The 25549-nt window shown below is 52.7% G+C and carries 25 protein-coding genes; 20 read left to right on the top strand and 5 right to left on the bottom strand.

The window, feature by feature from the left end:
- Nucleotides 1-2: 2 nt before the first annotated feature.
- From hisD to pseI, 15 genes are all read left to right on the top strand, one after another.
- Nucleotides 3-1319 (top strand): histidinol dehydrogenase, encoded by a 1317-nt coding sequence (hisD, locus tag EHW58_RS07585; RefSeq protein WP_077578094.1) that lies wholly within the window; start codon nucleotides 3-5, stop codon nucleotides 1317-1319.
- Nucleotides 1320-1321: 2 nt separating this feature from the next.
- Nucleotides 1322-2374 (top strand): histidinol-phosphate transaminase, encoded by a 1053-nt coding sequence (hisC, locus tag EHW58_RS07580; protein ID WP_172970024.1) that lies wholly within the window; start codon nucleotides 1322-1324, stop codon nucleotides 2372-2374.
- Nucleotides 2375-2385: 11 nt separating this feature from the next.
- A complete protein-coding gene (gene hisB, locus EHW58_RS07575) occupies nucleotides 2386-3453 on the top strand; it encodes a bifunctional histidinol-phosphatase/imidazoleglycerol-phosphate dehydratase HisB (RefSeq protein ID WP_077662197.1) in 1068 nt (355 codons plus the stop codon).
- A complete protein-coding gene (gene hisH, locus EHW58_RS07570; RefSeq protein WP_152795730.1) occupies nucleotides 3453-4052 on the top strand; it encodes an imidazole glycerol phosphate synthase subunit HisH in 600 nt (199 codons plus the stop codon). The genes hisB and hisH overlap by 1 nt, the downstream gene beginning before the upstream one ends.
- Nucleotides 4053-4058: 6 nt before the next feature.
- Nucleotides 4059-4796 carry a 1-(5-phosphoribosyl)-5-[(5-phosphoribosylamino)methylideneamino]imidazole-4-carboxamide isomerase gene (gene hisA, locus EHW58_RS07565; RefSeq protein ID WP_077667747.1) on the top strand — a complete coding sequence of 246 codons (738 nt, stop codon included), beginning with the start codon at nucleotides 4059-4061 and terminating at the stop codon, nucleotides 4794-4796.
- On the top strand, nucleotides 4778-5551 hold the full coding sequence (gene hisF / locus EHW58_RS07560) for an imidazole glycerol phosphate synthase subunit HisF (protein ID WP_152795728.1): 774 nt from the start codon (nucleotides 4778-4780) through the stop codon (nucleotides 5549-5551). Before hisA ends, hisF begins: the two co-directional genes overlap by 19 nt.
- The gene (gene hisIE, locus EHW58_RS07555) at nucleotides 5548-6171 is read left to right on the top strand and encodes a bifunctional phosphoribosyl-AMP cyclohydrolase/phosphoribosyl-ATP diphosphatase HisIE (protein ID WP_046075334.1); all 624 of its coding nucleotides are present in this window, start codon (nucleotides 5548-5550) and stop codon (nucleotides 6169-6171) included. Before hisF ends, hisIE begins: the two co-directional genes overlap by 4 nt.
- Before the next feature lie 147 nt (nucleotides 6172-6318).
- On the top strand, nucleotides 6319-6600 hold the full coding sequence (locus tag EHW58_RS16025) for a type II toxin-antitoxin system RelE/ParE family toxin (protein ID WP_046075333.1): 282 nt from the start codon (nucleotides 6319-6321) through the stop codon (nucleotides 6598-6600).
- Between the two features lie 13 nt (nucleotides 6601-6613).
- Nucleotides 6614-6928, top strand: a complete 315-nt coding sequence (locus tag EHW58_RS07545; protein ID WP_046075332.1) for a HigA family addiction module antitoxin — start codon at nucleotides 6614-6616, stop codon at nucleotides 6926-6928.
- A gap of 88 nt (nucleotides 6929-7016) precedes the next feature.
- Entirely contained in the window at nucleotides 7017-8012 is a 996-nt protein-coding gene (pseB, locus tag EHW58_RS07540; protein ID WP_152795726.1) for a UDP-N-acetylglucosamine 4,6-dehydratase (inverting), read from the top strand.
- A 12-nt stretch (nucleotides 8013-8024) separates the two neighbouring features.
- Nucleotides 8025-9170, top strand: a complete 1146-nt coding sequence (gene pseC / locus EHW58_RS07535) for a UDP-4-amino-4,6-dideoxy-N-acetyl-beta-L-altrosamine transaminase (protein WP_152795821.1) — start codon at nucleotides 8025-8027, stop codon at nucleotides 9168-9170.
- A gap of 3 nt (nucleotides 9171-9173) precedes the next feature.
- Nucleotides 9174-9878, top strand: coding sequence for a pseudaminic acid cytidylyltransferase (pseF, locus tag EHW58_RS07530; RefSeq protein WP_152795724.1), 705 nt, complete (start codon nucleotides 9174-9176; stop codon nucleotides 9876-9878).
- Nucleotides 9875-10951 (top strand): UDP-2,4-diacetamido-2,4,6-trideoxy-beta-L-altropyranose hydrolase, encoded by a 1077-nt coding sequence (gene pseG / locus EHW58_RS07525; protein ID WP_152795722.1) that lies wholly within the window; start codon nucleotides 9875-9877, stop codon nucleotides 10949-10951. Before pseF ends, pseG begins: the two co-directional genes overlap by 4 nt.
- The gene (gene pseH / locus EHW58_RS07520) at nucleotides 10942-11520 is read left to right on the top strand and encodes a UDP-4-amino-4,6-dideoxy-N-acetyl-beta-L-altrosamine N-acetyltransferase (RefSeq protein WP_152795720.1); all 579 of its coding nucleotides are present in this window, start codon (nucleotides 10942-10944) and stop codon (nucleotides 11518-11520) included. The genes pseG and pseH overlap by 10 nt, the downstream gene beginning before the upstream one ends.
- Nucleotides 11504-12556: a pseudaminic acid synthase gene (gene pseI, locus EHW58_RS07515; protein WP_152795718.1), complete on the top strand. Its 1053-nt coding sequence runs from the start codon at nucleotides 11504-11506 to the stop codon at nucleotides 12554-12556. Before pseH ends, pseI begins: the two co-directional genes overlap by 17 nt.
- Before the next feature lie 66 nt (nucleotides 12557-12622).
- On the opposite strand, the gene icd is transcribed toward pseI, so the two are convergent.
- Nucleotides 12623-13873, bottom strand: a complete 1251-nt coding sequence (gene icd, locus EHW58_RS07510; RefSeq protein ID WP_077638817.1) for an NADP-dependent isocitrate dehydrogenase — start codon at nucleotides 13871-13873, stop codon at nucleotides 12623-12625.
- Nucleotides 13874-14147: 274 nt separating this feature from the next.
- On the opposite strand from icd, the gene EHW58_RS07505 reads away from it, so the two are divergent.
- The 5 genes from EHW58_RS07505 to EHW58_RS07485 all read left to right on the top strand — a co-directional run bounded on the left by EHW58_RS07505 (nucleotide 14148) and on the right by EHW58_RS07485 (nucleotide 19533).
- Complete coding sequence (locus tag EHW58_RS07505; protein WP_370517147.1) at nucleotides 14148-14762, top strand: pseudouridine synthase; 615 nt, start codon at nucleotides 14148-14150, stop codon at nucleotides 14760-14762.
- Between the two features lie 349 nt (nucleotides 14763-15111).
- Nucleotides 15112-16221, top strand: a complete 1110-nt coding sequence (gene mnmA, locus EHW58_RS07500) for a tRNA 2-thiouridine(34) synthase MnmA (protein ID WP_152795716.1) — start codon at nucleotides 15112-15114, stop codon at nucleotides 16219-16221.
- Nucleotides 16222-16234: 13 nt separating this feature from the next.
- On the top strand, nucleotides 16235-16879 hold the full coding sequence (gene hflD / locus EHW58_RS07495; RefSeq protein WP_046075327.1) for a high frequency lysogenization protein HflD: 645 nt from the start codon (nucleotides 16235-16237) through the stop codon (nucleotides 16877-16879).
- 25 nt (nucleotides 16880-16904) lie between these two features.
- A complete protein-coding gene (gene purB / locus EHW58_RS07490; protein ID WP_152795714.1) occupies nucleotides 16905-18272 on the top strand; it encodes an adenylosuccinate lyase in 1368 nt (455 codons plus the stop codon).
- 112 nt (nucleotides 18273-18384) lie between these two features.
- On the top strand, nucleotides 18385-19533 hold the full coding sequence (locus tag EHW58_RS07485) for a cupin domain-containing protein (protein ID WP_152795712.1): 1149 nt from the start codon (nucleotides 18385-18387) through the stop codon (nucleotides 19531-19533).
- Between the two features lie 16 nt (nucleotides 19534-19549).
- Here the strand turns inward: EHW58_RS07485 and EHW58_RS07480 are convergent, their stop codons facing one another.
- The 4 genes from EHW58_RS07480 to EHW58_RS07465 all read right to left on the bottom strand — a co-directional run bounded on the left by EHW58_RS07480 (nucleotide 19550) and on the right by EHW58_RS07465 (nucleotide 25444).
- Nucleotides 19550-21661: a methyl-accepting chemotaxis protein gene (locus EHW58_RS07480; protein WP_152795710.1), complete on the bottom strand. Its 2112-nt coding sequence runs from the start codon at nucleotides 21659-21661 to the stop codon at nucleotides 19550-19552.
- Nucleotides 21662-21807: 146 nt separating this feature from the next.
- Complete coding sequence (gene oppC / locus EHW58_RS07475) at nucleotides 21808-22719, bottom strand: oligopeptide ABC transporter permease OppC (RefSeq protein WP_152795817.1); 912 nt, start codon at nucleotides 22717-22719, stop codon at nucleotides 21808-21810.
- Between the two features lie 10 nt (nucleotides 22720-22729).
- Nucleotides 22730-23650, bottom strand: a complete 921-nt coding sequence (gene oppB, locus EHW58_RS07470; RefSeq protein ID WP_077771405.1) for an oligopeptide ABC transporter permease OppB — start codon at nucleotides 23648-23650, stop codon at nucleotides 22730-22732.
- Between the two features lie 117 nt (nucleotides 23651-23767).
- Nucleotides 23768-25444 (bottom strand): ABC transporter substrate-binding protein, encoded by a 1677-nt coding sequence (locus EHW58_RS07465; RefSeq protein WP_152795708.1) that lies wholly within the window; start codon nucleotides 25442-25444, stop codon nucleotides 23768-23770.
- Between the last annotated feature and the right edge of the window lie 105 nt (nucleotides 25445-25549).

Below are 25549 nucleotides of genomic sequence, written 5' to 3'. Positions count from 1 at the left end.
CGATGCGTACTGTGGTCTGGAAATCACTCGGAGAATCACAAAAAGAAGGCTTAATGCGCCGTCCGGCTATCACAACCGGCGCGCAAACCCAAGCCAGTGTCAGCGAGATCATCGCCGATGTCCGTGAGCGGGGAGATGAAAGCTTAAAAGCATTGACCCAAAAGTTCGATGGTGTCGAACTCGATAGCATCAAACTCGACAAAGCGACCTTGGCCGACGCCGAAGCGCGCTTGGATGAAGATATCAAGCTATCCCTGCGCCAAGCCTACGATAACATCAGCACCTTTCACCGTGCGCAAAAAGCGCAGCCATTGAAAGTCGAAACCATGCCGGGGGTGGTGTGCGAATCCATTACCCGCCCGATTAACCGCGTGGGGCTGTATATTCCTGGCGGTAGCGCTCCCTTGCCCTCGACCGTATTGATGTTAGGCGTGCCCGCACAAATTGCTGGCTGCCGAAAAGTAGTGCTGTGTACCCCACCGCCGGTGGCCGATGAAATCTTATACTGTGCCAAACTGTGTGAGATTGATGAAATTTATACCCTGGGCGGCGCACAGGCGGTGGCGGCGATGGCCTTTGGCACTCAAAGCGTGACCAAGGTGGATAAGATCTTTGGCCCGGGTAATGCCTATGTCACCGAAGCCAAACGTCAAGTGAGCCTTGCCGCCAATGGCGCGGCCATGGACATGCCTGCCGGCCCCTCGGAAGTGTTAGTGATTGCCGATGCCGGCGCGGATCCAGACTTTGTTGCCGCCGATTTACTCAGCCAAGCGGAGCACGGCCCCGATTCGCAAGTGGTGCTGGTGACCCCGGCGCCAGAGATGGCAGAGAAAGTGGCGGATGCGGTGCAGCAGCAGTTAACCACGCTCAGCCGTGCGGAAATTGCCAAGCAAGCGCTGGGCAGCAGTGTGATTATTATTGCCGATACTCTCACCCAATGCGTGTCGATTTCTAACCGCTATGGGCCGGAGCACTTGATTGTGCAAACCCAACAACCAAGGGATTTGTTACCCCTGTTGGATAATGCTGGCTCGATTTTCTTGGGCGCATACTCGCCCGAGTCTGTGGGCGATTACGCCTCGGGCACGAATCACGTGCTCCCCACCTATGGTTATACGCGCACCTACAGCAGCCTTGGGCTAGCCGACTTTACCAAGCGAATGACGGTGCAAGAGCTTAGCGACACCGGTTTGCAAACACTGGGCCCGACAGTGATGCGTATTGCCGAAGCAGAAGGCTTGGATGCACACCGCCAAGCAGTCGAGATTCGTCTCACTAAGCTGCAACAAGCTCAAGCTTCGGAGGATCCATTAGTATGAGCATCGAAAAACTCGCCCGTGAGCAAGTACAAGCGCTTACTCCCTATCAGTCAGCCCGCCGCATTGGCGGTAGCGGGGATGTTTGGCTCAATGCTAACGAGTCACCCTTTGACAACGCTTACACCGTAAGCGGTCAGGGACTCAATCGCTACTCCAGCTGTCAGCCCAATGCATTGATCAATGCCTATGCGGATTATGCAGGCGTCGAAACGAACCAAGTCATCACCACTCGTGGCGCCGATGAAGGGATTGATTTGTTGCTGCGTGCCTTTTGCGAGCCAAACCAAGATAGCGTGCTGATTTGTCCACCTACCTATGGCATGTATGCGGTCAGTGCGGAAAATCAAGGGATCGCCACCACCCAAGTGCCGCTCACCGCCGACTGGCAGCTGGACATGGCAGGTATTGATAGCGCATTGGAGGCAGATGCCAACATCAAGCTTATCTTCGTGTGTAGCCCCAATAATCCGACCGGCAATCTGATTAACCGCGACGACATTGAGGCGCTACTCACCCGCACTCAAGATCGCGCGATTGTGGTGCTGGATGAGGCCTATATTGAATTTAGTCCAGAAGCGACCTGCACCGACTTGCTCGCACGCTTTGAGAATCTGGCTATTTTGCGCACCCTATCCAAAGCGTTCGCTCTGGCGGGACTGCGTTGCGGCTTTACCCTCGCCAGCCCCGCTATTATTAACTTGATGCTTAAGGTGATCCCGCCGTATCCCGTGCCGGTACCGGTGGCAGAGATTGCCGAGCAAGCGCTCTCCGAGGCCGGTTTGGCGCGGATGAAATATCAGGTTTTGGACTTGACCGCCAACCGTGCCTACCTGCAAGCCGGCCTTAGTATGCTGCCGGGCGTTGAGGTACATCCGGGCTTTGGTAATTATCTACTCATCACGCTGGATGATGCCGACGCGGTGTTCGCACGTTTAGGACGTGCAGGCATGATTGTGCGCCAGACCGCCGTGGCCAACAGCTTGCGTATCAGTATTGGTAACCGTGACGAATGTGAAAAAGTGTTGGCCTTTATCCGCCAGCAACTCAGTGAATAAGGACAACCACTGTGAAAGACAAGATTTTATTTATTGACCGTGATGGCACCTTAATTGTGGAGCCGCCTGAAGACTATCAAGTGGATCGCCTCGATAAATTGGCCCTTGAGCCGGGCGTGATCCCTGCATTGCTGAGCCTGCAAGCGGCGGGTTACACCTTGGTGATGGTGAGCAACCAAGACGGCTTAGGGACCGAGAGCTTCCCGCAAGCGGACTTTGATGCGCCACACAACATGATGATGGCGCTGTTTCGCTCGCAAGGGATCCATTTTGAAAACGTACTGATTTGCCCGCACTTTGACAGCGATGACTGTAGCTGCCGCAAGCCCAAATTAGGCTTGGTGAAAGACTATCTGCAGCAAGGCCGGATTGATTTCGCCCAATCGGCTGTGATTGGCGATCGCGACACCGATATCACCTTAGCGAACAATATGGCGCTACAAGGCATCAAATATCAACGTGACGTGATGGGCTGGTCACAGATTGTCGAGCGTCTCACCCAGCAGCCGCGACTGGCCAGCGTCACTCGCACCACCAAAGAAACCGATATTCAGGTGGATGTTAACCTGGATAAGAGTGGCGGCAGTCGCATTGAAACCGGACTGGGCTTTTTTGATCACATGTTGGATCAAATCGCCACCCACGGCGGCTTTCAGCTCAACGTTCGCGTCAAAGGCGATTTGCACATCGACGACCACCACACCATTGAAGATACCGCCCTCGCGTTGGGCGACGCACTCAAACGGGCGCTGGGAGATAAACGCGGTATTGGCCGCTTTGGCTTTAGCCTGCCGATGGATGAATGCTTGGCGCAATGTGCATTGGATTTGTCCGGACGCCCCTATTTGAAATTTGAAGCCAGCTTCCCACAGCCACAAGTGGGCGATATGTCTACCGAGATGGTGGGACACTTTTTCCGCTCATTGACCGACACCTTGGCCTGTACCCTGCATCTGACGGTGTCGGGCGAAAACACCCACCACTTGGTGGAAAGCTTATTTAAAGCCTTTGGCCGCACCCTGCGTCAAGCCATCAAGGTCGAGGGCGACGCCCTGCCAAGCAGTAAAGGAGTGCTGTAATGCGCAAACAGACTGTCATTATCGATACCGGCTGCGCCAATGTCTCCTCGGTGCGCTTTGCTGTTGAGCGTTTGGGGTATCAAGCCACATTAAGCCGCGATCCAGACGTGGTGCTAGGGGCGGATAAGCTCTTTTTGCCCGGTGTCGGCACGGCCAGCGAAGCGATGAAAAACTTGACCGAACGCGGCTTGGTGGATTTAGTTAAGCAAGTGGAGCAACCGCTGCTGGGGATTTGCCTTGGCATGCAAATGCTAGGCACTTACTCGGATGAAGGCGACAGCCCGGTCGAGTGCCTCGGCCACATCCCCGCTCCCACCAAACTGATGGATACCGCGGGGCAGCCTCTGCCTCATATGGGTTGGAACCGGGTTGCCACCTTTAATGACCATCCTCTGTTCGATGGCATTGTCGCGGGTAGCCACTTTTACTTTGTCCACAGTTACGCGATGCCGGTCGGCGATTACACCTTGGCACAATGTCATTATGGCCATGCGTTCAGTGCAGCAATCAATCAAGGCAACTACTACGGGGTTCAGTTTCACCCTGAGCGCTCTGGCAAAGTAGGCGCGCGTTTGATTCAGAATTTTTTGGAGATGTAAGCAAGGATGATTATACCAGCACTCGACTTGATAGACGGCCAAGTGGTGCGCCTTTATCAAGGGGATTATCAGCAAAAAACCGACTACGGTTTTGACCCGCGTGAGCAGTTTGCACGTTACCATCAAGCAGGCGCGGACTGGTTGCACCTCGTGGATTTAACCGGTGCCAAAGATCCGACCGCGCGTCAGGTCGATTTAATCACCGAGATCTTGCAATCAACGCCTGCCAACATCCAAATTGGCGGTGGCGTGCGCACCGAAATGGACGTGATTGAGCTGCTGAATACCGGCGCGCAGCGCGTAGTGATCGGCTCCACCGCGGTCAAATCCCCCGATTTAGTCAAAGGCTGGATGCAAACCTACGGCCCTGACCGCATTGTATTGGCACTCGACATTCATATCGACAGCGACGGGACGCGACGCGTGGCGGTGTCCGGCTGGCAACAAGACTCCGGCGTCACCATTGAAGCGCTCCTCGACGATTATTTGTCCGTCGGGCTCAAGCATGTGCTATGCACCGACATTTCCCGCGATGGCACCTTACAAGGCAGTAATGTGGCGCTTTACCGCGACTTGTGTCAGCGCTATCCGAGCATTGCGTTTCAATCATCAGGCGGCATTGGCAGTCTCGAAGACATTCGCGCCTTACGCAACACTGGCGTCGCAGGCGTGATCGTCGGCCGCGCCCTACTGGAAGGCAACTTTAGCGCAGAGGAGGCGATCGCATGCTGGCAAAACGGATAATTCCTTGTTTGGACGTCCGCGACGGACAAGTGGTGAAAGGCGTGCAATTTCGCAATCACGAAATCATCGGCGATATCGTCCCGCTCGCAAAACGCTACGCCGAAGAAGGTGCTGACGAGTTGGTGTTTTATGACATCACCGCCTCCAGTGACAGCCGGGTGGTCGATAAAAGCTGGGTTAGTCGCGTCGCGGAAGTAATTGATATCCCCTTTTGCGTCGCCGGTGGAATTAAATCCGAAGCCGATGCCCAACAAATCTTGGAATTCGGCGCGGATAAAATATCGGTTAACTCACCGGCCTTGGCCGACCCAAGTTTGATCACGCGGCTGGCCAATAAGTTTGGCGTGCAGTGCGTGGTGGTCGGGATTGATTCTTTCTTCGATGAAGCGACCGGGCAATATCACGTCTATCAATTTACTGGCGATGAAAGCCGCACTCAGGCCACGCCTTGGCAAACCGCTGCCTGGGTTGAGGAAGTCCAACAGCGAGGCGCAGGCGAAATCGTACTCAATATGATGAACCGCGATGGCGTGCGCCAAGGCTATGACTTAACCCAACTCAAAATGGTGAGAGAGCGCTGTCAGGTGCCCCTGATTGCCTCCGGCGGTGCGGGGGAAATGTCGCATTTCGCCGACGCCTTTTTACAAGCGAATGTCGATGGCGCGCTGGCCGCCTCGGTGTTTCACAAGCAAATCATCGCGATAAGCGAATTAAAACAAACATTAAAGCAACAAGGGATCGAGGTAAGAGTATGACGGCGACGTGGGTAGAACGTATCGATTGGGAGAAAAACGCCGGCTTGGTGCCTGCGATTATCCAACACAGCGATAGCGGCCAAGTATTGATGCTGGGCTACATGAATGCCGATGCACTGAACGCGACGCTCGAAACCGGTCGCGTCACCTTTTGGTCGCGCAGTAAATCGCGTCTTTGGGTAAAAGGCGAAAGCTCCGGCCATGTATTAAGCCTTGAGCACATTGCACTCGATTGCGATCAAGACACCTTGTTGGTCACGGCGACACCACACGGGCCCACCTGTCACCTCGGCACGACCACCTGCTTTGACAGTGATAATAAACCACCACACACGGGGCCCGGCTTTTTGTCGAGCCTAGAGCAAGTGCTTGCCAGCCGCAAAGATGCCGCGCCTGATGACTCTTACACCGCAAGCTTATTTGCCAAAGGCACCAAGCGTATCGCGCAAAAAGTGGGGGAAGAAGGGGTCGAAGTCGCCCTCGCTGCCACGGCAGGCGATAAAGCCGAGCTATTAAACGAAAGCGCCGACCTGCTCTATCACCTGTTGGTATTGCTGCAAGACCAAGAGCTTAGCCTCCATCAAGTGACCGAAGTCCTCGCCTCTCGCCATCAAGGCTAACGACCACGCACGTTAGCGTAAACAAGGCCCCTTCAAAGCGCCGCCCACATGCGGCGCTTTGTGTGACGCAAGTTATCTCACTCGCAATTTAAGAGATAATACACGCCTTTGATTGACGCCCATCCCATGCGAAAATACGTTTGATGCATGATCAAATCATTCGCAGATAAACGAACGCAGGCACTATACTCAAAGGGAGCGTCAAAGAGGTTCCCTGCCGAGCTGGCGGTACGTGCGGCAAGAAAGTTGGAGTATATCGATCTCGCCACACAACTCGATGATCTCACGGTACCGCCCGGTAATCGCCTTCACGCTTTGTCAGGAAACAGACAAGGGCAACATGCAATAGCGATAAACAAACAGTGGCGCATTTGCTTTCGTTTTGAAGACGGTGACGCGTATGACGTCGAGGTTTGCGACTACCACTAATGAGGTAACAGTGATGACGATTTTCAACACAGCTGGCATGCAACGCCAACCGACGCATCCTGGAGCCATGTTGCGCGAAGATTTTCTGCCCGATTACGACTTGAGCGTAGAACAATTGGCTGATGCTTTGGGCGTCTCTCATCAATCGATGACTGCCGTATTGGATGAGCGTAAAGCCGTGAGCCCGGAGCTGGCGCTTCGTCTCGCACGTCTGTTTGGTAACTCGCCTGAGTTTTGGCTCAATGCGCAAAGGGCCGTTGATCTTTGGGAGGCGTCGCAATCAATTAAACACGAGGTAGCAAAAATAAAACCGCTTGATGTCGCTTAATCGCGCGTCATAGCCGTAGCAGATCGCCAAATCCTGCTCAGATCAGTTAAACTGCCTGTATTCCCGACAGTTAGTGACAAGGCGTCCTATGTTTAACGGCAAATCCATTCTGATCACCGGCGGTACTGGTTCTTTTGGTAAAAAGTACGTCCGCACCCTGCTTGAACGCTATCAACCACGCCGCCTCGTGGTGCTCTCTCGCGATGAGCTCAAGCAATATGAAATGCAGCAAACCTTTAACGCCCCTTGCATGCGCTATTTTATTGGCGATGTGCGTGATGGCGATCGTTTAATGCAAGCGATGCAAGGCATTGATTATGTGATTCATGCTGCTGCGCTCAAGCAGGTACCTGCCGCCGAATACAACCCGATGGAGTGTATCAAGACCAACATTCACGGCGCAGAGAATGTGATTCGTGCCGCGATTGCCAACGGAGTCGAAAAGGTGATTGCGCTCTCGACCGATAAAGCCGCCAGCCCCAATAACCTCTATGGCGCCACCAAACTGTGTTCAGATAAATTGTTTGTCGCCGCTAACAATATGACCGGGGGCCAAAAGACACGTTTTTCGGTGGTGCGCTATGGCAATGTGGTCGGCTCGCGCGGCTCTGTGGTGCCTTTGTTTAAGAAAAAGGCAGCGGAAGGCGCGGATCATTTGCCCATTACCCATCCTGAAATGACCCGCTTTTGGATTACCTTGCAACAAGGGGTGGATTTTGTGCTGAAAAACTTTTCGCGCATGTATGGCGGGGAAATATTTGTTCCTAAGATCCCATCAGTTCGTCTGACGGATCTCGCCAGCGCCTATGCCCCAAACACACACGTCAAGGTGATAGGCATTCGCCCCGGCGAAAAAATGCATGAAGTGATGTGTCCGGCTGACGATGCGCATCTGACGCTCGAATTTGCCGACCATTACGTGATTTGTCCCACCATCAAGTTCTACGATGCCGATGATGACTATCGAGAAAATGCGTTGGGCGAAAAAGGACAGCCCGTGCCAGAGGGCTTTGAGTATCAATCAGGCACTAACCCAGATGTGTTAACCGTCGAGGCCATTTTGCAACTCGACACCGAGCAGTAAAGGAGTATGGCGTTGATCCCATACGGAAAGCAGCATCTTAGTGAGCAAGACTATGCCGCTGTGCTTGAGGTGCTAAAAAGTGATTATCTGACGCAAGGCCCGCAAGTTCCGGCTTTTGAAGCCGCCGTCGCCGAACTCACCGGGGCTGCGCATGCGGTCGCTGTTAATAGCGCCACATCTGCCCTGCATCTCGCTTGTCTGGCGTTAGGGTTAGGCCCAGGCGATCGTTTATGGACCTCGCCCATTACCTTTGTCGCGTCAGCCAATTGTGGTCGATACTGTGGTGCCGAAGTGGATTTTGTCGATATCGACCCGCACACGCGTAACCTATGCCCTCAGCAGCTCGCGAAAAAACTGGCGCAAGCGGCTGCTACTTACACCTTACCCAAGGTGCTGGTGGTGGTACATATGGCCGGTGCCAGTGCACCAATGGCTGAGATTGCCGCGCTCGCTAAGCGTTATCAGGTGGCCATTATTGAGGATGCGTCACATGCGATGGGCGCACACTATCAAGGCGCGGCAGTGGGTGGGTGCCAGTACAGCGATATTAGCGTGTTTAGTTTTCATCCGGTCAAAGTGGTTACCGCGGGAGAAGCCGGGGTTGCCACCACCCAACGTGCTACATTGGCGAAAGCGCTGCGTCAGTTGCGTAGCCACGGGATCACCCGTGATGCAGAAGACAGCCACGCTGCCCTGCCACCTTGGGGGTATGAACAGCATGCATTGGGGATGAACTATCGCCTCTCGGATATTCATGCCGCGCTTGGCCGTTCACAATTAACCCAGCTTCGTTCCTTTATTGCCAGACGGTTTGCACTCGCTGAACGCTACCACCAAGCGCTGGCGGATTTGCCCGTTAAGCAACCCATTTTAGATCCTGAGTCGGCATGGCATTTGTATTTGATTGAGCTTGAGCACGCCGACACACGCCGCACCGTTTTTGAGGCAATGCGTGTGCAAGGCATTGGCGTGAACGTGCACTATATTCCTGTGCATACGCAACCTTACTATCAGGCACAGGGCTTCCAGCCCGGAGACTTCCCGCTTGCCGAGCAGTATTACGCGCGGGCACTCACTTTGCCGCTTTACCCCGATTTAACCGAGCAACAGCAAGATACAGTGATTGCTGCGCTACAAAAAGCCATTGAGGATGCGTGACCGATGAATGTATGTATTATTCCCGCCCGCGGTGGCAGCAAACGCATTCCGGGCAAGAACCTCAAACGGTTTAACGGGGCGCCCATTATTACTTATGCCATTGCGACAGCACGTCAAAGTGGACTATTCGATCGCGTCTTGGTTTCCACCGATTGCGAGGACATTGCTAGTGTGGCGCGCGATGCAGGGGCTGAGGTGCCTTTTGTGCGCCCCGCCGAGATTGCCGGCGATCACGCTACGACCTTGGATGTGCTTGAGCATGCTATCCAGTGGCTCAACCCGTCGCCAGAGCAAACGCCTTTGCACGCGGTATGCTGCCTGTATGCTACCACCCCCTTTGTCACCTCGGATGACTTGCGCCAAGGCTTAGCGTTACTGGACGGCGACACCGTCAAATACAGTTTTGCCGCCACCCGCTACGCCTTTCCGATTCAGCGCAGTATTCATGTCGATGCCGATGGCAGTGTCAGCATGTTATGGCCGGAGCACTTCACTACGCGCTCACAAGACCTACAACCGGCGTACCACGATGCGGGAATGTTTTACTGGGGCACGCCAAGTGCGTTTTTAGCGCGCGAGCCGGTTTTTGCGCCCCACTCGAAAGCTGTGTTGATCCCTCATTACCGCGTGCAAGACATTGATGAGCCGGATGACTGGCTACGCGCTGAGCTAATGTATCAACTGTTGGAGCAACAGGCCTTGCTATGAGCCATATTGCCATTCGAGTCGATGCCTCCCAAGCGATAGGCACCGGGCACGTCAGCCGCATGCACGTGTTGGCTAGCATGCTACAAGCGTCGGGTCATCAGGTAACCTTGGTATGTCGCGACCTGCCCGGCAATTTGATAGCGGTCAGCCATGAACAAGGCTTAACGGTGGCGGTGTTGCCTGCCCCAAAAAACTCGCTCAGCAACACCGATTGGCTTGGTGTGAGCCAGCAGCAAGATGCCGAAGAGACAACCGCATACGTGGCTAACCAGCCGGTGGATTTGATGGTAGTGGACCATTACGCCCTCGATGCCCACTGGGAACAATCGATTCACACCCAATTGGGCTGTCCGGTGATGGTGGTTGATGATTTAGCCAATAGGCCCCACGATTGCGCGTTTTTGCTCGATCAAAACCCTTGGCCTGACCTGACTACGCGCTACGCGTCACAGCTTTTAAATCCACAGACCCGATGCTTGTTGGGGCCTGACTATGCACTATTGCGTCCAGCATTTGCCGCCTTACATCAGTCTCCGCCGCCGCGAGAAAACAAGGTGATCGCCTTTTTCTCCGGCACGGATCCGACCGGTGAAAGCGTCAAGCTCGTGGACGCGGTGAAACACCTAGAACAAGAGCAGAAGCTCGAGAGGCTGCCTTTTTCGCTATTAATTGTCACCGGACGGCGTAACCCAGACCGCGACGCATTGTGTAAAGCGTCTGTCTCCGATGGAGTTCGTGTGGTGGAAGCACTGTCGGACTTTGATGCCCACATGGCACGGGCACGCTACGCATTTGGAGCCGCCGGCGTTACTGCCATTGAGCGCAGCTGCTTGGGAGTGCCTAGTACCTTGGTGTGTGTGGCGGAAAACCAACACGCCATGGCCGAGTATCTCGCCGGACAGCCGGGCTATCAATACTTAGGACGCGGTGAGCACACCCGCTGGCAAGATTACGCGTCTGCACTGCAGCATCTTGCGGCAAACTGGCATCAGCTTCCTATCTTGCCAGCGATCACTGATGGAAAAGGCGCAGAGCGTGTCGTCGCAGCCTTGGAGCATGACTTATGCAACTGATTTTTAGCGCGGTGACTCACGCGGACAGTGACACTTTATGGCATTGGCGCAATCGTCCCGCTGTCCGCCAGTTTATGTACACCCAACATGAAATTAGCCATGATGAGCACCAAGCATGGTTCAGCCATATGCTCGCCAACACACACCGTTATTTCTATATCGTCTACAAACGCGTAGACGACCAATCGGAGAAGCCACTTGGCGTGGTCAACCTTGACCTCGATAGCGGGAATAGGACAAGTGCGACCTGGGCTTTTTACGCCGCCCCCGATGCACCACGTGGCAGCGGTGCGCTCATGGAGTTTGGCGCATTAAGCTTAGCATTTGAAACCTTGGGCGTGACCCAATTGAACTGTGAAGTGCTCAGTCATAATCAGGGAGTGGTTCGGCTGCATCAACGCTTTGGCTTTCGTGAGACGCCGCAAAGTCGGCAACGCACCTTTTCCCTACCTGAGGGAAAAACAGTCGAGATTGTGTGCCTGTCTTTGTCCGCTGATGAGTGGCAGCAAGGCGCCAGCGCCCTTCAAACCAAACTGAATATCGACGCGGTTTATGAACAAAGACATTAAGATTGCAGGCCGTTTGATCGGCCCCCAGCATCCTCCCTATATCATTGCCGAAATGTCGGCGAACCATAATGGTAGCCTTGAGCTTGCCAAACAAACCATTTCCATGGCCAAAGCCTGCGGTGCCGATGCGGTCAAAATGCAAAGCTATACCGCCGATACCATTACCCTTGATTGCGACCACGATGAGTTTCAGATCAAAGGCGGACTGTGGGATGGTTATAATCTCCACCAGCTATATCGCTGGGCACAAACCCCGTTTGAGTGGCACAAGCCGTTATTTGATCACGCGAGAAAAGAGGACATTACTCTATTCTCTTCTCCCTTTGATTGCTCAGCGATTGACTTGCTCGAGGATCTTAACGCACCCGCCTATAAAATTGCCTCGTTCGAGGCGATTGATTTGCCCTTGATTCGGTATGCCGCGCAAACCGGTAAACCGATGATCATCTCAACCGGCATGGCTGACGAGACAGAGATCGCCGAGGCGGTGGCGACCGCCCGTGATAACGGCTGTCGTGAGCTGGTGTTGCTTCATTGTATCAGCGCCTACCCTGCGCCGATTGAACAGAGCCATCTGCGAACCATTCCAACCTTAGCCACCCGCTATCAAACCTTGGCGGGCTTATCCGATCATTCGCTGACCAACACCGCCGCGATCGCAGCCGTCGCACTCGGCGCGTGCGTGATTGAAAAACATGTGATGCTCTCTGAAGATTCGGGAGGTCCGGATGCTGCTTTCTCGCTTACGCCACCGGCACTCAGTGCGCTTTGTGAGCAAACCCACGCGGCGTGGCGAGCGTTAGGACAAAGCGCTCTAACCACACGAGAGGCCGAGTCTAGCAACCGGCAATTTAGGCGCTCTCTGTACGTCTGTGAGGATATCGCGCCCGGTGAGCCACTGACGCCCGCTAATGTGCGCAGTATTCGCCCTGGCTTTGGGTTGGCACCGAAACACTATGATGCCGTGCTCGGAAAGCGCGCAACACGCGCGTTAACCAAAGGCACCGCATTGTCGTGGGAAGATATCGAAGACTAGCTGGAGCATATTCATAAAAAAACCCGGCAACTGAGCCGGGTTTCGTTTCTCACTGAGAATCAGTGATTACATCTGCTTGACCATCTCGTCAGCAAACTCAGAACATTTACGCAGGCTCGCGCCTTCCATCAAACGTTCAAAGTCATAGGTCACTGTCTTATTGGCGATGGTTTTTTCCATTGACTTGATCACCAAGTCAGCCGCTTCAAACCAGCCCATATGACGTAGCATCATTTCTGCAGACAGAATGAGTGAGCCTGGGTTCACCTTATCTTGACCAGCGTATTTCGGCGCCGTGCCGTGGGTCGCTTCAAACAGCGCCACACCGTCACCAATGTTGGCACCCGGGGCAATACCAATACCGCCAACCTGCGCGGCAAGCGCATCAGATACGTAGTCACCGTTCAAGTTCATGGTGGCAATCACATCATATTCCGCGGGACGCAGCAGAATTTGCTGCAAGAAGGCATCCGCGATGGAGTCTTTGATGGTGATTTGTTTGCCAGTCTTTGGATTTTTCATCGTCATCCACGGACCGCCGTCCAGCAACTCGGCGCCAAATTCTTCTTTGGCCACTTCATAGGCCCAATCTTTAAACGCCCCTTCGGTAAACTTCATGATGTTACCTTTGTGGACGATAGTCAGTGAGTCACGGTCGTTATCGATGGTGTACTCGATAGCGGCGCGAACCAGACGTTTGGTGCCTTCTTCTGAGATTGGCTTAATGCCTACACCGCACTGCTCAGGGAAACGGATTTTGTTGGCACCCATTTCTTCACGCAGGAACTTAATCACTTTATCCGCTTCGGCCGTGCCGGCTTTAAACTCAACACCCGCGTAGATGTCTTCTGAGTTTTCGCGGAAGATCACCATGTCAGTATCTTCTGGCTTTTTCAGTGGGCTAGGAACGCCAGTGAAGTAACGTACCGGACGCGCACAAATGTAGAGGTCGAGTTCTTGACGAAGCGCCACGTTCAATGAGCGAATACCACCGCCAACTGGGGTCGTCAGTGGCCCTTTGATTGCCACTTTGTATTCGCGAATAAAGTCGAGGGTTTCAGCTGGCAGCCACTGATCGTCACCATATACCTTGGTGGACTTCTCACCGGTGTAGATTTCCATCCATGAAATCTTACGCTCACCGTTATAGGCTTTAGCAACAGCTGCATCAACAACTTTGATCATTGCAGGGCTAACATCCATCCCGATGCCATCCCCTTCAATGTAAGGGATCACAGGGTGGTTAGGGACTACCAGTTTTGTGCCGTCGAGTGTGATCTTCTGACCTTCCGCCGGTACAACTACTTTACTTTCCATTTTAATCTCCTAGCGTCCATTTGTTATCTTTGTGTAAGATGCGAGTCGAGGATACTCGAATTCATACAACACGCCAAACAGATTATTACGTGTATAATACGGAAGTCTCATTTGCCGTTTAATCTATTTGACAGCCCTCATGCCATATAAAGCCCGCCCCCAGCCAGCGTCAAAGGCTGTTTCAAACACCCAAGCGCCATCGGCCAAGGGTGGAAAGGCTCCCCGAGCGGCCGCCCTCGCCACAAAAGTGATACTTGTTAACAAACCTTATAACATGTTGACCCAGTTTAGTGGCGAACCAGGCGACAGTACATTGGCCGACATTGTATCGGTAAAAGATGTGTACCCGGCTGGTCGACTTGATAAAGATAGCGAGGGGTTGCTGGTGCTCACCAATAACGGCGCTTTACAAGCCAGACTCACCCAGCCTTCATCCAAGTCGCCCAAAACCTATTGGGTACAAGTCGAAGGCGAGCCTAGCGATGAAGCAATTCAGGCGCTCTGTAACGGTGTCGAACTGAAAGATGGTCTCACCCTGCCCGCCGATGTCACCAAAATGGCACCACCCGCCGTTTGGGAACGCCACCCTCCGGTGCGTTATCGCGCTAACATTCCCACCACTTGGTTAAAGGTGGTGCTACAAGAGGGGCGAAATCGGCAAGTACGCCGGATGACCGCGCACATCGGCCACCCGACATTGCGCTTGATTCGCGCCCAACTCGGCCCATGGCAGCTGGATGATTTGCAACCGGGCCAGTGGCGTGAGGTTGCGCCCCCGAAAGGCTTCGAGCAGTTCACCCCTAAACCCAAAGGCGCAAAAGGGAAAGCACCGCGTGGGCGCACTCGCTCGTCCAAGCGCGCACCGTCAAAGAAACGAGATAAGCGCTAGGAATACCTGAACATACCATCGTCCGATTTTCGCACACAGACCCTCCGCGCCAAGGATGGCGCGGCGGAGCCCCCAGGGATGGGTATACGGCGTGTCTGCGTGCGGGAGTCGGTCGATAAACCTAAGGGGTTCACAAGTCTTTGCGCGGCACCCAATCACAAATACTTACCCCCATTGATAGCAATAGTATTAATATAAGCTGCATCGGTCGCAGGGCACGCGACCATCTACCCACTCATCTACTCACTTTGGATAACGGCTAACATGTGAGCCCTATCACATCTGTATCCGGCGATTTGATTCTGTTAAACTCAGCGTCCGTTTATTGATAGCAGCATTTGTGATCACCATGTCAGATAACAGCAGCAAAAAAGTGATTGTCGGAATGTCCGGCGGTGTTGATTCCTCCGTTTCTGCCTACTTGTTGAAACAACAGGGTTATCAGGTAGAAGGCCTGTTTATGAAAAACTGGGAAGAGGATGACAACGAGGAGTATTGCTCTGCTGCAGAAGACTTGGCTGATGCGCAAGATGTGTGTGACAAGCTTGGCATCGAGCTCCACACCATTAACTTTGCCGCTGAGTACTGGGACAATGTCTTCGAGCACTTTCTAACCGAATACAAAGCAGGTCGTACGCCCAACCCTGATATTCTTTGCAACAAAGAAATCAAATTTAAGGCGTTTCTCGAGTTTGCCGACGAAGTGCTGGATGCCGATTATATTGCCATGGGGCATTATGTCCGTCGCACCTTCCCTGAAAAAGGCGAAAAAGCGCAAATGCTGCGCGGCTTGGACAATAACAAAGATCAGAGCTACTTCCTCTATACCCTCAGCCACGATCAGGTGGCACGTAGCCTGTTCCCTGTGGGCGATTTAGAAAAACCGCAGGTACGCCAAATTGCGGAAGAGCAAGGCTTGGTGACGGCGAAGAAAAAAGATTCAACCGGCATTTGCTTTATCGGCGAGCGTAAGTTTACTGACTTTTTGTCGCAGTACTTACCCGCGCAGCCCGGCCCTATCGAAACCACTGAGGGCGACGTCATTGGTGAACACCAAGGTTTGATGTACCACACCTTGGGTCAGCGCAAAGGCTTAGGGATTGGTGGCTTAAAGGGGGGCAACGGTAGCGAAGCCCCTTGGTATGTGGTCGATAAAGATGTCGCGCGTAATGTATTGCTCGTCGGTCAAGGCCATGATCATCCTCGACTCTATTCAGAAGGGCTCATCGCGGCGCAATTGCACTGGGTCGATCGTGAGATTGTGACCGAGACCCGCCGTTGCACGGTAAAAACCCGATACCGTCAACACGATATATCGTGTACTATCACGCCCGTTGGTGATGATACAGTGAAAGTTATCTTCGACGAGCCGCAAATTGCGGTAACGCCGGGGCAATCCGCTGTCTTTTACGATGGCGATGTGTGCCTAGGCGGTGGCATTATCGAGCAACGTATTTAAGGAGCCGTGATCAGTGGCAGAGACGATTTATGATCGCACCCTGGCTTTTGCCAGCATTTGTCAGGCAGCAAAACTGGTGCAAGACGTATCTCGAAATGGATATTGTGACCAAGACGCGTTAAATACGAGCCTGAGTAGCATTATCATCACCAATCCCTCTTCTACCCTAGACGTATTTCGTGGAGAAGTAGGGAATGTCACCGGTGGCGGTGAGTCGGGCCTTCATGTTGGTTTAGAAACCCTCATTGGCCAACTCGATAATAGCCGCAATGGTAGCGAAACCATGCGCTACCTGATTAATTTGTTGGCGCTGGAGCGTAAACTGTCCAGCCGCCGTGATGCCATGGCACAACTGGGCGATCGCATTGAAACGATTGAGCGTCAAGTAAGCCATTTTGATTTGCTTGATGAGCAAATGATCAGCAATCTCGCCAGCATTTATCTCGACGTGATCAGTCCTCTCGGACCGCGCATTCAAGTGTCTGGTGACCCACAACATTTACAGCAAACTGGCGTGCAACACCGTGTGCGTGCCATCTTGCTTTCCGGTATCCGCAGTGCTGTCCTATGGCGTCAAGTAGGCGGTAAGCGCCGGCACCTTATCTTTGGTCGCAAACAAATGGTTGAGCAGGCCAAACTCATTCTAGCCCGAAGCTAATCAGATTGAACTCAGGAGACAAAAAATGGAACTGTCAGCGCTGACTGCTGTTTCACCGGTCGATGGCCGATACGGTACGAAAACGATTGCGTTGCGATCGATTTTTAGTGAATTTGGATTGCTTAAATACCGCACCATCGTGGAAATCCGTTGGCTGCAAAAACTGGCAGCGACAGACAGCATCGCAGAAGTGCCTGTTTTTAGTCATGACGCCAATGCCCAACTCGACCGCATTGCTGCTGAGTTTGATGAACAAGATGCCGCACGTATTAAAGAGATTGAGCGCACCACCAATCATGATGTCAAAGCCGTTGAGTATTTTCTAAAAGAAAAGATTGCCGATAACGCAGAACTCAACGCAGTCAGTGAATTCATTCACTTTGCCTGCACTTCTGAAGACATTAATAACCTGTCGCATGCACTGATGCTAAAAGAAGCACGCGATACGGTAATTTTGCCAGAAATGCAACGTCTGGCGGACGCCGTCAAAGACCTGTCGCAACAATTCCGCGACGTACCCATGCTTTCACGCACCCACGGTCAGCCTGCGTCTCCATCGACCATGGGTAAAGAGATGGCAAACGTGGCGTACCGCATGGCGCGCCAAATCAAGCAGGTTCAAAGTAGCGAAATCCTAGGTAAAATCAACGGCGCTGTGGGTAACTACAATGCGCACTTGTCGGCCTATCCAGAGATCGATTGGCATGCCTACAGCGAAGCCTTTGTGACCTCATTAGGTATTGACTGGAACCCGTACACCACCCAAATTGAGCCGCATGACTATATTGCCGAGCTTTTTGATGCCGTGTCGCGTTTTAACACCATTTTGATCGATTTTGACCGTGATATCTGGGGCTACATTGCGCTGGGCCACTTTAAGCAAAAAACCATCGCGGGTGAAATTGGCTCATCGACCATGCCGCACAAGGTTAACCCGATTGATTTTGAAAACTCGGAAGGTAACCTCGGCCTAGCCAATGCCATTTTCTCTCACCTTGGGCAAAAGTTGCCGATTTCTCGCTGGCAGCGTGACCTGACTGACTCCACCGTATTACGTAACCTCGGTGTGGGTGTGGGCTACACCATGATTGCTTATGCGTCGACCCTTAAAGGGATCAGCAAGCTGGAGGTGAACCAAGCCGCACTCGAAGCGGAATTGGATCAGAACTGGGAAGTCCTTGCCGAGCCTATTCAAACCGTGATGCGTCGTTATGGGATAGAAAAGCCCTACGAGAAGCTCAAAGAGCTGACACGTGGCAAACGAGTTGATGGCGAGGGGATGCGTACCTTTGTTGATAGCCTTGATTTGCCTGAGCACGAGAAAGCACGCTTGAAGCAAATGACACCGGCTAACTACATTGGCGATGCGGTCAAGCTCACTGACAAACTGTAAGCAAAATGCGTCCAATGCTCACGGCCTCCATAATGGGGGCCGTTTTTTTATCCCACTCGCACCACCCTGCTCGTCACGTTATACTGCCGCAAATTTCGTAAACTAAGTCGTTATGTATCAGTTTCAGTTCTCGCTCACCGAATTCATGGCCACACATTGGCATCAAAGCCCCACCGTTATCCGCCAGGGGTTAGTCGATTTTAACGACCCCATTGAGCCTGAAGAAGTCGCAGGACTCGCGATGGAAGAAGACATTGACTCACGTCTCGTGACCCAAGCCAACGGCAAGTGGCAAGTCGCGAACGGTCCTTTCGAGCACTTCGATGATTTCCCAGCGACGCATGCGCAACTGGTGGTACAAGCCGCTAACCACTGGCACCCAGGCGTGCGTGATCTCGCTGAGGCATTTACCTCGCTACCACAGTGGCTATTTGATGATGTCATGGTGTGTTATTCCCAGCCTCAGGGCGGCGTTGGGCCTCATATTGATCAGTATGATGTGTTTATTGTGCAAGGCCAAGGGCGTCGCCGTTGGCGTGTGGGGCCAAAAGGTGATTACCAAGAAGCTAACTTAGACACCGGGCTCAAGCAGATCACCGGCTTTGACGCCATTATCGATGTGGAGCTAGAACCAGGCGATATTCTTTATATCCCGCCAGGCTTTCCACACGAAGGCGATACGCTGGAGCCCTCGCTCAGCTACTCGATTGGCTATCGCTCACCAAAAGCCCGCGAGCTACTGAGCAGTTATGCTGACCAAGTGATTGTCGACGAAGCCGGAGACAATCATTTCCATTGGCCAGCCATGCCAGCGCAAGCCGATGCGCCTGCGGCATTGGATCCACAACATCTCGCGCAAATGAACGAGATGATGATCGCACTCATGCACGACGAGACCCGCAAAAAGCGCTGGATTGGCGAGTTTCTCTCTCAAGCCCGGCATGAGCTCGACTTACTCAGCCCCGATCCACAGTGGCAACCGGATAGTCTCAAAGCCGCGATGCAAGACGGGCTTTGTCTGGAAAAACTCAGTGGGTTGCGTGCGTTTTATCACCCAGACCAGCCTGAAATGATTTTTATGCTGGGTGAAAGCTTTGATTTACCCACAGGATGTGAGTCACTCACCCCAGCGTTATGCAATCAACGCTTTATTGATTGGGAAATCCTCGGCGATGCCGCCGACCATAGCCTGTTTTGGCCGATGCTGACGCTGTGGGTCAATCGCGGCTACTGGTATCCCCTCGAGGAAGCGCCAGAGTAACCGCGCATCACCAAGATTAGACTTTAAACTGGGCCGTTAGAGCACGCTGACGGCCAGCCAGCGCCTCCAATTGGCTGGCAATACTCGCCGCCGATTCGGCATGCGACAAGAGTTCATCGCTGCGCTCACGAATATGGGTCACGTTTTGCGTCACATCGCCTGATACCGCGCTTTGTTGCTCCGCCGCCGCGCTAATTTCACTGTTAAGCCCCATCATGTCTTGCATCGCGGTACGAATCTGGTCCAAGCTCGCCACCGTCTCTTGCACCTTTTCAGCGGTGTCATCCGCTAACTGATTCCCTTCATGAATCGCTGCTACCACTGACTCTGCCCCCGACTGCAACGAATCAATCACGGTACGGATCTGGGTGATTGACTGGTTAGTACGCTGTGATAGTTCACGGACTTCGTCAGCGACCACCGCAAACCCGCGCCCTTGCTCACCCGCACGCGCCGCTTCAATCGCCGCATTTAACGCAAGTAAGTTGGTTTGCTCTGACATGGTGTCAATCACCGTCAGGATCTCGGTGATATCCTGACTACTCTTTTGTAAGGTTTGCGCATCGTGGGTCGCGCCATTCAGCGTCTCCACCAAACGCGTCATCGCTTGCGACGAACCAGTCACAATTTTTTCACCCTTCTCCGTCGCTGTATTCACCGCGGTGGCCGCAGTTAGCGCCGATTCGGTATGACTGGCAACCTGTGAGGCGGTTTGCGTCATCTCTTCGGATGCTGTCGCTACTGCATCCAAGCTTGATACTTGTTCACGGCTACCATCTCGGGTTTGCACGGCCACGCGTGCGGCTTCCTTGGCTGTATGTTCCGCTTCTTCAACGCTATTAATCACATTCGCCATAATAGGCTGAAGCTTATCGAGGAAGCGGTTAAAGCGCCCCGCCAGTACCCCAATTTCATCACGATTTTTAAGCTGGATACGCTGCGTGAGATCGCCATCGCCGTCGGCAATCTCTGCCAGTCTTTCCGCCAGTAGCTTCAGGGGTTTAACGATTTGGCGCGCCGCTAATCCGGCGATAACCAAGGCAAGCAGGGTTGCCACAACCCCTAAGCTACGTTCTGTCCACGCGGCTTGACTGCGTTGCGCGGTAATTTGTTGGCTTAATTGGTTTGCCTCAGAGAGCAAGACATCTTCCGGCAAGGTGATAAGAGCTCCCCACGTGGTGCCTGGCAAGGCAATCGGCACGTAGGTCATCAACTGGCTTTTTTCCCACACGGTCTGTGGCTGTCCCTGCATCAGCCAGGAGCTCATCGCATCAGGGCTGGTGGATAAATCGTCGACAGTGCCGCCGCTCACTTGGGCGTTATCAGACGCCACTAAACGGCCACCTTGGCTCAATACACTGACATTGCCAGCGCCGTCAAATAGGGCTTTATCCGCCTCTGAGATCACTGACTGTAACCCGCCAAGCGCAATATCAATGCCTAGTACCCCCAGCACTTGTCCGTCGCGCATCAGCGGTGAGGAAATGGTGACACTCAGGCTACTGCCCGCTTGTTTGGGCGCAGATACACAAGCTGCGCCTTGGTTCAATGGGCACTGATACCAATGATTCGCCGCTTGCCCATTGCCATTTTTATTGCCGTTGTTAATTTGCTTCTCGCTCAGCACGGTACCTTGCAGCTCGCCATCCCGCTTTTGCCAGCGGCTGGCAAAACGTCCTGCGGCATTCGCGCCCCGTTCTGTATCGAGCTGATAAAAGTCATCTTCTTGGTCAAGCGCATTGGGTTTAAACACCACGAACGCAGCTTGAACCGTATCGAAGTTCTCCACTGAGCGACGCACCAGCTCATTGATTGAGCCGCGAAGTTCGCCACTGTCGGTAAAGTTTTGCTCAGCGTTATACTGTAGGTACACCACACTTTGCGCCAGCATTTGCGCGCGGTACACCGCCTCATCTAAAGAACGTTGCACATGGGTCGCTTGAACTTGGGCTTGACTGGTCGCAAGACGTTGAGCAGCACTACGCAGCGTTTGGGTACTCGCTTGACCGACCGTTTGCTGAAACTGGTTATTAACGTAGGTTGAGAAGGTTAATAACGTCACCGCGGTCACAGCAACGCACAAACTGGCCACGAGGGTGACCTTCCATTGAATTGAGAGGGATCGCATGACAGCTCCTTTGTCACTCTATCGACAGCCACCACTGCTATCGATTCTCATCCTTGAAACACGCATTTAACAGTAACAAAAAAGCGCAGGAAATAAACCTGCGCTTTTCATATTATTGCGTTTTTTACGATGACAAAAAACGTCGCTTATCTGTCTTTTGGATCCAAGGCATCACGAAGCCCATCGCCGACATAGTTAAAACAGAACAATGTCATGACCATAAAGGCGGCAGGGAACAGTAGCTGCCAAATCGCAATTTCCATCGTTTGCGAGCCTTCTTGTAGTAAGGCGCCCCAACTGGTCATTGGCTCTTGCACACCTAAGCCCAAGAAACTCAAGAAAGACTCAAACAAGATCATGTTCGGCACTAGTAAGGTCGAGTAAACCGCAACAATCCCAAGTACGTTTGGCACGATATGGCGCGTAATGATATGGCGCGTGCTCACCCCTGAAACGTGCGCGGCTTCGACAAACTCCTTGCTGCGTAAGCTGAGTGTTTGACCGCGCACAATACGTGCCATGTCTAGCCAAGCAATACAGCCAATGGCCACGAAGATCAGCACGATATTACGGCCAAAGAAGGTTACCAATACAATCACGAAGAACATGAACGGAATCGATTGGAGGATTTCCACCAAGCGCATCATCACCGCATCGGTGCGGCCGCCAATAAAGCCTGATGTGGCACCATATAAGGTACCAATCAAGACGGCGACAAAGGCGCCCATGACGCCTACCATGATCGATATACGCCCGCCCATCATGGTGCGAGTAAAGAGATCTCGGCCTAACGCATCGGTACCAAACCAATGTCCGTCTACGCCCAATGAAGGCGCCGCATGAATGGCATACCAATCGGTCGCGTCAAACGCGTAGGCACTGATATACGGCCCAAGGATCACGCTCAAACCAATCAATACCAGAATCACCAAGCTCGCCATCGCGGCACGGTTTCGTTTAAAACGAATCGCCGCATCCTGCCAAAGGCTACGCCCCTTGACATCGACTTCTTCAGCAAAGTTTTCGAGGGCGTCAATGTTTTCTTTTTTCGTCAGCATCATGTCACCCCTAGTAACGAATCTTAGGATCGATATACGCCAGCAGGATATCGACGATCGCGTTGAAAAGAATGGTCAGCGTACCGATCAAAATGGTACAGCCAAGCACTAATGAATAATCACGGTTAAACGCGGCGTTCACAAACAGCTTACCGATACCAGGCAAGCCGAAAATGGTTTCGATCACCACCGACCCAGTAATAATGCCCACAAACGCGGGTCCCATGTAGGACACAACCGGTAGCATCGCAGGCTTGAGCGCATGTTTAACAATAATCTTAGGGTAACTGAGCCCTTTGGCACGCGCGGTGCGAATAAAGTTACTGTTTAGAGTTTCGATCATGCTACCGCGGGTCACACGCGCAAATGTGGCCACATACAGCAAGGACATACCGATCATTGGCAACACCATGAATTGCCAACCACCGCCTTGCCAGCCACCGGCGGGGAACCAACCAAGATTAATGGCGAAGATATAAATCAGCACTGGCGCGAGCACAAAGGATGGCATCACCACCCCTAACATCGCCGTGGACATGATGGTGTAGTCAATCCAGGTGTTTTGTTTGAGCGCAGCAATGGTGCCAATCGTCACGCCGAATAAGAGTGTGAAGATAAATGCGACCGCACCAATTTGCGCTGATACGGGGAGTGAGCCCGCGATCAACTCGTTCACCGAGTAGTCCACATACTTGAATGAGGGACCAAAATCCCCTTGTAGGATATTGCCCAAATAGGTGGTGTATTGCTCAAACACAGGCTTATCGAGGCCGTATTTGGCATTAATGTTTTCCATTACGGCAGGGGGCAATGGACGTTCGCTTGAAAAAGGGTTGCCTGGCGCAAACCGCATCAAGAAAAAAGAGATAGTAATTAAGACCAACAAGGTTGGAATAGCTTCCAAAAGGCGCTTGGCGATAAATTTCAACATAACTGTACCGTTTCGTTTTGAGCCTCACAGCGTCCGCTACCTAGGCGATACCTACATAGCGACAACTGGCCAAGGGAACTGCATGATGCAGCTCCCTTATCAGCTGTGAATCAGGCGTTACTCCGCCTTGATATAAAGATCTTTTGAGTAGATCTTCTCTTCGGCGTTATTGGCAGGGAAGCCACCGACTTGTGGGCTAAGCAGACGCGCTTTTACATACTGGTAAATCGGCGCAATCGGCATGTCTTTTGCCATCTGGGCTTCCGCATCCAAGTACAGTTGTGTGCGCTTGTCGTCGTCTGTGGTGGTCATGGCCTTTTCCATGATGGCATCATAAGCTTGACTGTCATAATGCACACCACCTGATGTGTTAGAGCTACGCATCAAGCTGAGGAAGGTAGACGCTTCATTGTAATCACCGCACCAACCGGCACGTGCCACATCAAAGTTCCCCTCATCTTTGGTGTTCAGGTAGGTTTTCCACTCTTGGTTATTAAGTGCAACATCCACACCCAGCTTGTCTTTCCACATTTGACCGATTGCGACGGCAAGCTTTTTGTGGTTTTCGCTGGTGTTATAAAGCAGTGAGAAGTCGAGCGGATTATTTTCACCGAACCCAGCTTCTTTGAGCAGACGCTTGGCCTCTGCATCACGCTCTTCTTGTGTCATCTTGGCGTACGCTGGCAGCTCAGGATCAAATCCAGCAGTGATTTCAGGCGTCAAGAAGTACGCCGGCTTTTGTCCCTGACCCAGCAAAGCATCAGTGACCACGTTACGGTCAATCGCGTAAGATAAGGCTTTACGCACACGGACATCATCAAAAGGTTCACGCTTGGTATTGAAGATGTAGTAATAGCTACACAGGTTGCCGACGATTGAAAGATCCTCAGGATGTTCCTTTTTAAGACGACGGAAATGCTCGTTAGGGATCTCATACGTCATGTCGATTTCGCCCGCCAAGTAGCGGTTCATTTCCGATACTTGGTTTTCAATCGGCAAATAGGTCACTTTATCGAGCGTGGTATTTTCATTGTCCCAATATTGCTCATTACGCGTTAATACAAGGCGCTCGTTTATCACCCATTCGTCGACCACATACGCACCATTACCGACGAAGTTTTCAGGCTTGGTCCACTGATCGCCATATTCTTCTACCGTTTCTTTATGCACCGGCTTCATGGTGGTGTGGCCCATCATCTTCACCAGGTAAGGCACGGCGGTATCTAACGTTACCTGAAGGGTGTGATCGTCCAGCGCTTCAACGCCCAATGTGTCTTTATCTTTGTCACCTTTAATAATGGCTTTGGCATTCTCCATGTGGGTGTAGCCAAGGTACCAAGAGTAAGGTGACGCTGTCATCGGATCAGCCACGCGCTTAAAGCTGTACTCAAAATCTTGCGCAGTAACAGGATCACCGTTAGACCATTTGGCGTCTTCACGGAGATAAAAGGTAAACACCTTGTTGTCTTCGTTTTCCCAGCGCAAAGCGACGCCAGGGATAACATTGCCGTCTGCATCCTGGTTGACCAAGCCTTCTAGCAGGTCACGAATAACATGCGACTCAGGCACGCCTTGAGTTTTATGTGGATCCAACGACGCCACTTCGGCACCGTTACCACGCACGAGCTCTTGCTCTGCCGCCAGTTGCGGCTCGCCTGTCGCGGACTCGGCTTGTTGTTTGGTTTCAGGGTTAGATTGAGAGGTCTGTTTTTGCTCTGGTTCGCTGCATCCTGCTAGAGCCAGAGAAAGGCCAGCGCCCATAAAGAGGGTTCGGGTGATCGTGTTTAGCTTCATCGTGTAACTCCATAACAATCGCTATTGCATCCATGACAATCGACGCCACGTGGCGGGGGAATCCGTTTTGCACAATCTAAAAAGATGTACTACGCCTCGCTGCGC

Origin of the sequence: Salinivibrio sp. VYel1, assembly GCF_009377945.1 — a bacterium.
Taxonomy (GTDB): Bacteria; Pseudomonadota; Gammaproteobacteria; order Enterobacterales; family Vibrionaceae; genus Salinivibrio; species Salinivibrio siamensis.
The sequence above is the reverse complement of the archived record's forward strand: the minus strand, read 5'-3'. Positions and strand labels throughout refer to the sequence as shown.